The organism is Nocardioides dubius, from assembly GCF_039528155.1.
Taxonomy (GTDB): Bacteria; Actinomycetota; Actinomycetes; order Propionibacteriales; family Nocardioidaceae; genus Nocardioides; species Nocardioides dubius.
In genome coordinates, this window is record NZ_BAAALG010000010.1 from 71,238 (window position 1) to 81,593 (window position 10,356).

General features: G+C 70.7%; 9 protein-coding genes. 7 read left to right on the top strand and 2 right to left on the bottom strand.

Annotation, left to right across the window (positions count from 1 at the left end):
• The first annotated feature begins 3 nt into the window (after positions 1-3).
• On the top strand, positions 4-1,620 hold the full coding sequence (casG, locus tag ABD151_RS12675) for a steroid-24-oyl-CoA synthetase (protein WP_343994878.1): 1,617 nt from the start codon (positions 4-6) through the stop codon (positions 1,618-1,620).
• 3 nt (positions 1,621-1,623) lie between these two features.
• Here casG and ABD151_RS12680 read toward each other — a convergent pair whose 3' ends face one another.
• Positions 1,624-2,451, bottom strand: coding sequence for an IclR family transcriptional regulator (locus ABD151_RS12680; RefSeq protein ID WP_343994881.1), 828 nt, complete (start codon positions 2,449-2,451; stop codon positions 1,624-1,626).
• A gap of 212 nt (positions 2,452-2,663) precedes the next feature.
• Here ABD151_RS12680 and ABD151_RS12685 point away from each other — a divergent pair, with 212 nt between their 5' ends.
• The 5 genes from ABD151_RS12685 to ABD151_RS12705 are packed head-to-tail and all read left to right on the top strand — an operon-like array spanning position 2,664 to position 8,314.
• Positions 2,664-3,605: an ABC transporter permease gene (locus tag ABD151_RS12685; RefSeq protein ID WP_343995018.1), complete on the top strand. Its 942-nt coding sequence runs from the start codon at positions 2,664-2,666 to the stop codon at positions 3,603-3,605.
• On the top strand, positions 3,598-4,668 hold the full coding sequence (locus tag ABD151_RS12690) for an ABC transporter permease (protein WP_343994883.1): 1,071 nt from the start codon (positions 3,598-3,600) through the stop codon (positions 4,666-4,668). The genes ABD151_RS12685 and ABD151_RS12690 overlap by 8 nt, the downstream gene beginning before the upstream one ends.
• 14 nt (positions 4,669-4,682) lie before the next feature.
• On the top strand, positions 4,683-5,687 hold the full coding sequence (locus ABD151_RS12695; RefSeq protein WP_343994885.1) for an ABC transporter ATP-binding protein: 1,005 nt from the start codon (positions 4,683-4,685) through the stop codon (positions 5,685-5,687).
• Positions 5,687-6,646: an ABC transporter ATP-binding protein gene (locus tag ABD151_RS12700; RefSeq protein WP_343994887.1), complete on the top strand. Its 960-nt coding sequence runs from the start codon at positions 5,687-5,689 to the stop codon at positions 6,644-6,646. Before ABD151_RS12695 ends, ABD151_RS12700 begins: the two co-directional genes overlap by 1 nt.
• Positions 6,647-8,314, top strand: coding sequence for an AMP-binding protein (locus tag ABD151_RS12705; protein WP_343994889.1), 1,668 nt, complete (start codon positions 6,647-6,649; stop codon positions 8,312-8,314). It abuts the gene before it with no gap.
• A gap of 30 nt (positions 8,315-8,344) precedes the next feature.
• On the opposite strand, the gene ABD151_RS12710 is transcribed toward ABD151_RS12705, so the two are convergent.
• A complete protein-coding gene (locus ABD151_RS12710; RefSeq protein WP_343994891.1) occupies positions 8,345-9,262 on the bottom strand; it encodes an SDR family NAD(P)-dependent oxidoreductase in 918 nt (305 codons plus the stop codon).
• 178 nt (positions 9,263-9,440) lie between these two features.
• Here ABD151_RS12710 and ABD151_RS12715 point away from each other — a divergent pair, with 178 nt between their 5' ends.
• On the top strand, positions 9,441-10,307 hold the full coding sequence (locus tag ABD151_RS12715) for a MaoC family dehydratase (protein WP_343994893.1): 867 nt from the start codon (positions 9,441-9,443) through the stop codon (positions 10,305-10,307).
• Positions 10,308-10,356 lie beyond the last annotated feature (49 nt).

Sequence of the window (10,356 nt, forward strand, 5' to 3'; positions counted from 1 at the left end):
GCGATGTCCAACCGCTATGACGTGATCGCTCGGCTGACTGCACCGGGTGAGCCGTTCGAGATCCGCACGGAGATGGTGCACGGCCACGAGATGTCGGTCTTCCGGCACCGGCAGCAGTCGCTGCTGGAGCTGCTGGACGCCTCGCGGCTCTTCGGCGACGCCGAGTACGTGGTGAGCACCGAGCACCGGATCTCCTTCAGCGAGCACTACCGGATGGTCGCGGCCCTGGCCGCCGCGCTGCGGGAGCGCTACGGCGTGCGGCCCGGGGACCGGGTGATGCTGCTCAGCGCCAACCGGCCGGAGTGGATCATCGGATTCTGGGCCGCGGTCAGCCTCGGCGCGGTCGCGGTGGGCGGCAACTCGATGTGGGCGGCGCCGGAGGTCGCGCACGGGGTGGAGCTCACCGAGCCGGTGGTGGTGCTGGCCGACGAGCCGCGGCGCGGGCTGGTGGCAGGCTGCGGCGCGGCCGTGATCGCCATCGAGGACGAGCTGTGGAGCCTGATCGCCGAATTCGACGGCGCCGCGATGCCACAGGTCGACGTCGCCGAGGACGACGCCGCGGTGATCCTGTTCACCAGCGGCACGACCGGGCGGGCCAAGGGCGCCACCCACAGCCACCGCAACATGATCGCGGCGCTCTGGTTCCACCTGCTCAACGACGCGATCGCGGCGGATCTCGGCCATCCGGCGACCGGTCGGCGCTACCTGCTGGCGACGCCGCTGTTCCACATCGCCGCGCTGCACAACCTGGCGGTGATCCGGCTCGCGGTCGGCGACACCGCGGTGATCCACCTGGGGCGCTTCGACATCGAACAGGTGCTGGCTCTGATCGAGAGCGAGCGGGTGACGAACTGGGGAGCCGTGCCGACCATGCTGCACCGCTTGGTGGAGGCCGACCTGAGTGGCTTCGACCTGTCCTCGTTGGCGAACGTGTCGGTCAGCAGCGCGCCGTCCTCGGCGGAGCTGAAGGCACGACTGCGCGAGGCGGTTCCGCAGGCAGCGAAGGCGTTCGGCACCACCTACGGGTTGACCGAGTCGTCGTCGGCGGCCACCTTGGCGACTCCCGCCGAGCTGAGCGCGGACCCGGAGACGGTCGGTGGCGCGGTGCCCACGATGCAGGTCCGGGTCTGCGACCACGCGGATCGGCCGGTCCCGGACGGCGTCGAGGGCGAGGTGCACATCCGGGGGCCGCTGGTGATGCTCGGCTACTGGCGCAACCCCGAGGCGACCGCGGCCGGCACGGCGTCCGACGGCTGGTTCCGCACCGGCGACCTGGGCGTGATGAACGCCGGGAGACTGCGGATCTGCAGCCGCCGCTCCGATCTGATCCTGCGCGGTGGCGAGAACATCTACCCCGCCGAGGTCGAGGACCAGCTCACCCAGCACCCCGGCGTCGCCGAGTGCATCGTGGTGGGCGTTCCGGACGCCGACATGGGACAGGCGGTGGCCGCCGTGGTGGTGGCCCGTCCCGGCGCCGAGCTCGACGAGGAGGTGCTGCGGGCCCACCTCGAGCCGCGGCTGGCGCGCTACAAGATCCCCACCGAGTGGCGGATCGGCACCACGCCCTTGCCGCGCAACGCGACCGGCAAGGTGAATCGCCGCGAGCTCGAGGTCGGCTGAGGCTCAGCGCAGAGCGGTCACGGGTGCCGGGCCACGCCCGGCCCGTGGCTGCTTCCAGCCCGGGAAGAGCGCCTCTGCCGTCCGCCGTGCGGCGTGCACGACCATCGGTGCGATCCGGTCCAGCGGCAGGGACTGCTTGCCGGCCAGGCTGATCGCGCCGACCGCACCGCTGGGGCCGATGATCGGCGCAGCGACCGCGGTGATCCCCATCGAGCAGTGCTCGGCGGAGTCGACGGCCAGGCCGTGCTGACGCCGGATGGAGTTGAGCTGGGTGTGCAGGCGGGGCAGGTCGAGGGCGCGACGTCGTTGCGCCGTGCTCACCGTGAGCAGGCTGTCGACCTTCTCCGGGACCAGACAGGCCAACAGGGCCTTGCCGCAGACCGTGTGGTCGGCCGGGAAGCGACCGCCGACCCGGCTCGGGACGGTGCCCGAGGCGGCGCCGCCGATCTTGTCGAGGTAGTGCACCCGCGCCCCTTCGAGGACGCCGAGGTGGGCGACCGCGCCGGTCGCGGCGTGCAGGTCGTTGAGGGCGATGCCGGCCGCTCCGCGCACCTCGTCGTAGCTGTTGCGGGTGCGCGAGGCCAGGCCGGTGGCGCGGGTGCCGAGGCTGAACCCGCGGGGGCCGTGCTCGAGCCAGTTGAGCTCGGTGAGCTGGCTGAGGATCCGGAACGCCGTGGACCGGGGGAGCCCGGTGAAGGCGGTGACGTCCTCGAGCATCAGGAACTCCTCGCCGAGCATGAAGACGTCGAGGATCTGGGTGACGCGCTCGACCACGCTGGGGCGCGGAACGCGCTCGGTGGTCTCGCTGGGATAGGGCTGAGTGACGGTCATGGACGACTCCCTCCCGTTCGTTCGGAGCTCTTAACCTAGCACTTGCTTGGTCGCTGCGGGAGCCCCCAGATTCGTTGCTCCCACCAGATGGGAGCCGGGCCCGGAACGGCCGGTCGGCCTTGGTGTGCTCAGCCTCGTCACGCACGGAATCCCGGGTCGGATCGATGGTCGATCGGCGCCGGTAGAGGGAGAGGCTGGGCATCTTGCGAAGAGTGCTCCGGCGGACCGCCGAACTGGTGGCCGTCTTGTTCCTCGTCAGCTTCGGCACGTTCTGGATGGTGTCCTTGATGGACACCGACCCGGCCGTCTCGATCCTCGGCGAGGGTCAGACCGAAGCGGCGTATGCGGAGGTCCGCGAGGACCTCGGTCTCAACGATCCGCTGATCACGCGCTACCTGAGCTGGCTCGGGCACGCGCTGCAAGGCGACCTGGGCACCTCCGTCGTGCCGCCCTACACCGACATCACCGACCGGATCGGCGCGGCCCTCCCGGTCAGCGTCGAGCTGGCGGTGCTCGGCATGGGCATGGCGCTGATCTTCTGCATCCCGCTGGCGATGTGGTCCGCGCACCGCCAGGGCGGCCGGATCGACCGGATGGTCTCGGCCGGCACCATCGGCGTGCTGTCGATCCCCAGCTTCCTAGCCGGCCTGGTGGTGATCCTGATCTTCGCCAACACCCTCGGCTGGTTCCCCCGGGCGCAGTGGTCCCGCCTCGAGGACGGCGTCTGGCAGAACCTCTACCACGCCTTCCTGCCGGCGCTGACGATCGCGTTGGCCGAGACCGCGATGTTCACCCGGATCCTGCGCAACGACCTGGTCACCACCTTGCAGGACGACTTCATCCTGGCGGCGAAGGCCAAGGGCATGGGCACCGTGCACATCCTGTTCAGCGACGCGCTGCGCCCCTCGTCGTTCTCACTGATGACGCTGATGGGGATCGGACTCGGCCGCCTGATCGGCAGCACGGTGATCGTCGAGTACCTGTTCGCTCTGCCCGGCATGGGCTCGCTGGTGGTCGGCGCCGCCAACACCGGCGACTACGTGATGGTGCAGGGAGCGGTGCTGGTGATCGCGGTCGTCTATGTGCTGACCAACGCCCTGATCGACCTCTCCTACGGCTACCTCGACCCCCGGATCAGGAGGGCTCATGTCTGACGTCGTCGACCTCGCCAAGCCGGCCGCCACGCCGGCTCCCGCGAAGGCCCCCGTGCCCCGTGGCCGCCCCAGCCTGCTCCGTGGACTGGTCCCGTTGCTGGGTGGCTTGGTGGTCTTCGTCGTCGCCATCGTGGCGATGGTCGACCAGGGCTGGTGGCAGCTGCTGGTCGCCGTGCTCGGCCTGGCGCTGCTGCACTCCGGCGGCTCCGCCCTCGGACGCCGGCGCTGGGGAGCCGGCTTCGACCTCACCGCGTGGCTGTGCGGGATCTGGCTCGCGGTGCTGCTGGCCGGTGCGATCTTCGTGCCCTGGCTGCCGCTCGGCGAGCACCAGAACCTGGCCGCCGCGCTCGGCGAGCCGACGATGGCGCGCCCGAACCTGCTGACCGACCGCCCCTTGGGCACCAACAACTTCGGCCTCGACCTGCTGGCTCGGGTGCTCTACGGCGCACGCTCCTCGCTGGTGGTCTCGATCGGCGCGGTGCTGATCGGACTGGTGGTCGGCGGCTCGATCGGCATCCTGGCCGGCTACTTCCGCAAGACCACCGACACCGTCGTCGGCATCCTCACCAACGCGCTGCTCGCGGTGCCGCCGCTGATCCTGCTGATCGCGCTGGCCACGGTGCTCGAGCCCAACCTGCGCAACATCGCCTTCGGGCTCTCGCTGACCGCGATGCCGAGCATGATCCGGATGGCGCGGGCCAACACGCTCACCTTCGCCCAGCGCGAGTTCGTGCTCGCCGGGCGGTCGATGGGCGCCTCGAACATCCGGCTGATGAGCCGCGAGCTGCTGCCCAACGTGATGCTGCCGCTGCTCTCCTACGGCATGGTGATCGTCTCGGTGCTGATCGTCGCCGAGGCCTCGCTCAGCTTCCTCGGACTCGGCATCCAGGCCCCGGAGCCCTCGTGGGGCAACATGATCGCCGAGGGCGAGGGCGCGACCTTCGAGCAGCACCCGCACATCGTGCTGGTCCCCGGCGTGGTCGTCTTCTTGACCGTCTTCTCCTTCAACCTCCTCGGCGAGCGGGCGCGCAAGCGCTTCGACTCTCGCCAGGCTCAGCTCTAGGGCGGGTGTCAGCGATGACGAACCAGACCGCGACCCCGTTGCTGGAGGTCAACGACCTGCGCACCGTGTTGCACACGCCGCGCGGCGACCTGGCCGCCGTCGACGGCGTCTCCTTCCGTCTCGGCCGGGGTGAGACCCTGGGCATCGTGGGCGAGTCGGGCTCCGGCAAGTCGGTGCTCGGACGCACGGTGATGGGCCTGCACACCACCGGGCCGACCAAGACCGTGACCGGCCAGGTGCTCTTCGCCGGCCGCGACGTGCAACAGCTCGACCGGCGCGCCCTGCGCGAGCTGTGGGGCGCCGAGATCGGCATGGTCTTCCAGGACCCGATGACGGCGCTCAACCCGGTCAAGCGGGTGGGCGTGCACCTCACCGAGACGTTGCGCAAGCACCGCGGCCTGGACCGCAAGCAGGCCAAGGCCCGGGCGATCGAGCTGCTCGACCTGGTCGGCATCCCCGACCCGAGGCGACGCATCGACCAGTTCCCGCATGAGATGTCCGGGGGCATGCGGCAGCGGGTGGTGATCGCGATGGCGCTGGCCAACGAGCCGGCCCTGCTGATCGCCGACGAGCCGACCACCGCGCTCGACGTCACCGTGCAACGCCAGATCCTCGATCTCCTCGCGCGCCTGCAGAAGGAGATGGGGATGGCGATCATCCTGATCAGCCACAACCTCGGCGTGGTCGCCGGGCGCGCGGACCGGGTGGCGGTGATGTACGGCGGGCGGATCTCCGAGACGGCGCCTGCGAGCACCCTGTTCGAGACCCCGCAGCATCCCTACACCGAGGCGTTGCTGGAGGCGATCCCGCGCCTGGAGGAGCCGCCGCACCGGCGGCTCGCAGCGATCAACGGCGCGCCGCCGGACATGGTGCGCCCGCCTGAGGGCTGCCGGTTCGCCGCCCGCTGCCGCCACGCCCGCAACGACTGCGACCAGGAGCTGCCGGAGCTGGTGCCCGCCGTGCACGACGCGGCGCACCACTTCGCCTGCTTCCACCCCGTGAACCAAGGAGGACGATGATGACCGAGCAGGTGCTCAGCGTCGCCGACCTGGTCGTCGAGTTCCCGCTCGGCGGCGGCCAGACCGTGCACGCGGTCTCCGGCGTCAGCTTCGACGTCCGTGACGGCGAGACGCTCGGCATCCTCGGCGAGTCCGGCTGTGGCAAGTCCACCGTCGGCCGCGCGGTGATGCAGCTGCCCCGGCCGACCGCCGGATCGGTGCGCCTGCTCGGCGACGAGCTCACCGAGTACGCGGGACGGCGGCTGCGGCGGCAGCGCTCGCCGATGCAGATGATCTTCCAGGACCCGGTCTCGTCGCTGAACCCGCGTCGCAAGGTCAAGGACCTGGTGGCCGAGGGCCCGCGGATGCGGGGGCGCTCGGTCAGCGACGAGGAGATCCGATCGATGCTGAGCGCGGTCGGCCTCGACCCCGACGTGGTCTGGGACCGCCGTCCGCACGAGCTCTCCGGCGGGCAGTGCCAGCGACTCTGCATCGCGCGTGCCTTGATGCTCGACCCGCGGATGCTGATCTGCGACGAGCCTGTCTCCAGCCTGGACGTCTCCGTGCAGGCGCAGATCCTCAACCTGTTGGAGGACACCAAGGAGCGGCACCGGCTGAGCATGATCTTCATCGCCCACGATCTGGCGGTGGTGAAGAACATCAGCGACCGGATCATGGTGATGTACCTCGGCAAGGTCTGCGAGGTGGTGCCGGCGGACCGGCTCGCCGAGCACGCGTTGCACCCCTACAGCCTGCTGCTCATCGACTCGGTGCCCGAGGCGCATCTGCCCGACGCCGATCTGGAGCCCGAGCATGCCGCGGAGCGTGCCGGCGAGCTGCCGTCGCCGATCGATCCGCCGTCGGGCTGCCGCTTCCGCACCCGCTGTCCGCTAGCCACCGAGAGGTGTGCGGTGGAGGAGCCGGAAATGCGGGAGGCTGCACCTGACCACTTCGTCGCCTGTCACCACGTGGAGCTGTGAATGCGTACCTTTGCTGAGATCGTCCGGTCGCGAGCCGGAGACGACAAGACCGGCCTCAGGTTCGAGGAGAGCAGCTGGACCTGGGCCGAGGTGATCGAGGAGAGCGCTGCTCGCGCGGCGCTGCTGGCCGAGCTCGTCCCGCAGCCCGCCGATCGGCAGGTGCACATCGGCGTCCTGCTGGAGAACGTGCCCGACTTCGTCTTCTGGATCGGGGGCGGAGCCCTGGCCGGGGCGGTGGTGGTCGGCATCAACGCCACCCGCAGCGGCCCCGAGCTTGCCAGCGACATCCGCCATGCCGACGTCGACCTGGTGATCACCGAGGACAAGCTCGCCCACCTCGTCGCCGGCACCGACCACGGCATCGCCGCCGATCGGATCCTCAACGTCGACTCCGACGCCTACGCCGAGCAGGTCAAGGGACATCGCGGCGCCGCGCTGCCGGCAGCCATCCCGAGCGCCGAGGACCTGGCGCTGCTGTTGTTCAGCTCGGGCTCGACCGGAGCGCCCAAGGCGGTGATCGTCAGCCAGGGGCGCCTCGGCACTCTGACCGACACCCTGATCGACCGGGTGCGGATGCGACGCGACTCCGTCGCCTATCTGTGCATGCCCCTGTTCCACGGCAATGCGGTGATGCTCAACCTGGCCACGGCGATGGCGACCGGTGCCTGCGTGGCGCTGACCCGGAAGTTCTCGGCGAGCGGCTTCGCGCCCGACATCCACCGCTACGGCGCGACCTTCGTCAACTACGTCGGGCGCGCGCTCTCCTACGTGCTGGGCACTCCGGTGGACCCGCGCGATGCCACCAGCACCCTGGAGCTCGCCTTCGGCACCGAGGCCTCCGAGGTCGACGTGGCCCGGTTCTCGCAGCGCTTCGGCTGCGACGTGATGGAGGGCTACGGGCTGAGCGAGGGCGTCTTCCGGATCAACCGGACCCCGGACACCCCGAGCGGCTCGCTGGGTGCCGCGGTCGGCGTCGATGTGCGGGTGTTGGACGAGGAGACCGGGGTGGAGTGCCCGCGGGCGCGCTTCGACGACCAGGGCCGCCTGCTCAACCAGGACGCCGTCGGGCAGATGGTGGCGATCGGCGCGGCCGGCTCTTTCGAGGGCTACTACAAGAACCCCGGCGCGATGGCCGACCGGATCCGTGGCGAGGACTTCTGGTCCGGCGACCTCGCCTACCGCGACGAGCAGGGGTGGTTCTGGTTCGCCGGGCGCTCCTCGGACTGGTTGCGGGTCGACAGCGAGAACTTCTCCGCGGCGCCGCTCGAGCGGCTGCTGCAGCGGGCGCCCGGTGTGGCAGCAGCGCCGGTCTATGCGGTGCCGGACCCGAGCACCGGCGATCAGGTGATGTGTGCGATCGAGCTGGAGCCGGGCGCGGAGTTCGACGTGACCGCCTTCGCCGGCTTCGTCGACGGCCAGCCGGAGATGGCGGCCAAGTGGTGGCCGCGATTCATCCGCGTGGTCGAGCGGCTGCCGCTGACCGGCAGCAACAAGGTGAGCAAGGGCCCGCTCCGGGCCGAGGGATGGGTCTGCGCCGACCCGGTCTGGATGCGAGTGGGACGCAGTACCGACTACGTGCTGCTCGACGAGGCCGCCCGTGCCGAGATCGAGGAGGCGTTCCGCAGCCACGGCCGCGGAGGCCTGGTGCCCGCTGCGACGCAGGGCTGAGGATCGGCAGACGAGGGGGCGNNNGTCGGTTCAGCCCTTGTTGCCCACGCCGGTGGTGTCCAGCGCCGCGATGCTGTTCGCGGAGAAGGTCTGGCTCGCCGGACGTCCCTCGAAGTGGCCACCGATCAGCTGGTCCAGCTCGGTGGTGCTGAATGCTCCGGTGGGGGAGGTGAACTTCTGCTCCACGGTCGGCGGGGCCAGCAGCGCCACCATGTCGCCGTAGACCACGAACACCTGGCCGTTGACCTGCGCCGCGGCGTCGGAGGCCAGGTAGGAGACGAAGGTGCCGACCCGCTCCGGCGCCAGGATGTCGAGGCCGGCGCCGGTCGACTCCTCGAAGACGTTGGCCGTCATCTCGGTGCGGGCACGGGGCGCGATCGCGTTGGCACGCACGCCGTAGCGGCTCATCCCGCGGGCGATGGAGAGGGTGAGCGCCACGATGCCTGACTTGGCCGCCGCATAGTTCGCCTGGCCCGGGCCGCCGAACAGGAAGGCCTCCGACGTCGTGTTCACGACACTCGCAGCGACCGGCTGCCCGGTGCTCTTCGCGCGCTCGCGCCAGTGCACCGACGCCGCGTGGCAGACGGCGGCGTGACCCTTGAGATGGACCCGGACGACGTCGTCCCACATCTGCTCGGTGAGGTTGAAGAGCATGCCGTCGCGGATGATCCCGGCGTTGTTGACGACGATGTCCAGCGAGCCCAGGCCGTCCACTGCCGCTTCGACCATCGTCGCGCCCAGCCCCCAGTCGCTGACGTCGCCCTTGACCGCGATCGCGCGGCGATCCAGCGCCTGGATCTCCGCGACGACGGTGTCGGCGGCCTCTCCCATGTCGTTGACCACGACGTCGGCGCCGGCATGGGCCAGCGCGAGCGCCTCCGCCCGGCCGAGGCCGGCTCCGGCCCCGGTCACCACGGCCACCCGGCCGCTCAGATCGGTAGTGCCCATCAGGTGGTGCTCCTTCTCGATTGCGATCGTTCTCCCTTCTGAATCTAGGGATTCGGGACCTTCGAATTCGGCGAGGTCTCGTCAGATGGTGGGGCCCGGGCCAACTGGATGGGACCTGGCCGGTCTCGGCCCCCGGGGCCCGGCACCCTCGGAGGTCCAACCCGTTAGGAGGGCTCTCGTGCCTATCGATCTGGCCGCTGCGCTGGCGGCCCCACCGACCACCAAGACGATCAGCTGGACCACCCGTGACGTCCTGCTCTACCACCTCTCGCTGGGGGCGGGCCGCGGCGCGGATCCCCAGCTGGCCTGGACCTTCGAGCGCGACCTCCAGGTCCTGCCCACGTTCGCGATGGTCGCCGGACAGGGCGTCTCGGCCGGGGAGCCGCAGCCGACCGCGCTGCGCCTGGCCGGCTGTGACATCGACCTGCGCCGGATCCTGCACGCCGCTCAGGCGGTGACCGTGCACCGTGCGCTGCCGCCGGTCGGCGAGGCGACGGTCACCACCCGGGTCGCGGACCTGTGGGACAAGGGCAAGGCTGCGGTGATCGTGCTGGAGCACCGAGCCGTCTCGGATGCGGGCGATCCGCTGTGGACCACCCGGATGCAGATCTGGGCCCGCGGTGAGGGCGGCTTCGGCGGCGAGCCCGGCCCCAGCGACGTCGCCGCGGTTCCCGACCGCGAGCCCGACCTGATGCTGGAGCGGCGCACCTTCGCCGACCAGGCGCTGCTGTACCGGCTCAACGGCGACCTCAACCCGCTGCATGCCGATCCGGAGTTCGCGCGCAGCGCGGGCTTCGCGGGCCCGATCCTGCACGGACTCTGCTCCTACGGGATCGTCGCGCGCGCTCTGGTCGAGGAGGTGCTGGACGGCGATGCGGCGCGGCTCGGCTCCCTGGAGGTGCGCTTCGCCGGCACCCTGGTGCCGGGGGAGACGCTGCGGATCCGGGTCTGGCGCGACGCTGATCTCCTGCACCTGCTGGCGACCTGCGTCGAGCGCGACGATGTGCCCGTGCTCACCCACGCCACCGCGCGGATCACGGGCTGAGCCCACTGCCGCAGCCCACTGCACAGCGAACGGGGCCGACCCGCATCGC